This window comes from Pseudomonas sp. MD195_PC81_125 (assembly GCF_014060985.1).
Taxonomy (GTDB): Bacteria; Pseudomonadota; Gammaproteobacteria; order Pseudomonadales; family Pseudomonadaceae; genus Aquipseudomonas; species Aquipseudomonas parakoreensis.
This window is the reverse complement of sequence record NZ_JABULD010001014.1, coordinates 1-792: the sequence shown is the minus strand read 5'-3', so window position 1 is coordinate 792 and position 792 is coordinate 1. Positions and strand designations below refer to the sequence as shown.

Annotated in this window: 2 protein-coding genes; both read right to left on the bottom strand. The window is 49.1% G+C overall.

Going from position 1 to position 792, the window contains the following annotated elements:
• Window positions 1–251: 251 nt before the first annotated feature.
• Window positions 252–422: a hypothetical protein gene (locus tag HT737_RS30915; RefSeq protein WP_182404324.1), complete on the bottom strand. Its 171-nt coding sequence runs from the start codon at window positions 420–422 to the stop codon at window positions 252–254.
• 49 nt (window positions 423–471) lie between these two features.
• Window positions 472–792: hypothetical protein (locus HT737_RS32985; protein ID WP_374011227.1), on the bottom strand; the 321-nt coding region annotated here is incomplete at its 5' end.

Below are 792 nucleotides of genomic sequence, written 5' to 3'. Positions count from 1 at the left end.
CCGGTCGGATCTCCGCATTCCGGTCACTTGCCACTCGGTCGGGACGCGTCGGAAAAAACCGACAGACATGCTCCGGCCGAAACAGGGGCGCGATTCTCCGTGATAAATGAGCAGAAGCAAAGACTTAGCTGAGGAATGGTTGTACGGAGCAGATCAGCGGGTTGTCGTTTTTGGGAAAATAGCTGTCGGCTTCGGATAAGTGAAATGTCGTTTTTCGACAAGTTCCAGCGACAACTCCACCGGCAAGACGATCAGATTGATCGAGCGAGGAGAAATCCGAGTGACATGCAAAACAGGCCGAACGCCAGTATTCCCCAGATTGGGTACATATCGCCCTTGTTTTTGATGCGCATTCTTTCAACGTCCTCATCGTATTCTCGATCTGCCCGATCAATCATGGCCTGACGGTCAAATGTACTCATGGTGATTTCCTTTTTAGAGAGTGGGTTTGAATGGTACAAACGCGAACACTTAAAACTTGAGTGAAAGTCCTACTACGGCCGCTGTTGCGGTCAACACCCCAGTGACTACCGCAAACGGATAAAAATACGTATCCCACCTCAACTTCTTTTCTTCCGCCATAAGCTTTTTTCTCTCGGCCGCCAGTTTCCGTATTTCACTCATTATCCTTTCGAGTTCCAGGTGTTCTCGATTGTTTTGAAGCATTTGCCTTCCTTGGCTGTTGGTAGTCACTGCCCGAGCTACTTTGTGTCCCCATGATTTCGCGTTCATCACCATTCCGGTAGCAGACGCATCTGCCAAATTCGTAGGCAAAAATCCGCGAAAAACGTA

What these genes read in the sequence shown, in the direction of transcription:
- HT737_RS30915 (WP_182404324.1), bottom strand. Translation starts at nt 422, where the DNA reads ATGAGTACATTTGACCGTCAGGCCATGATTGATCGGGCAGATCGAGAA.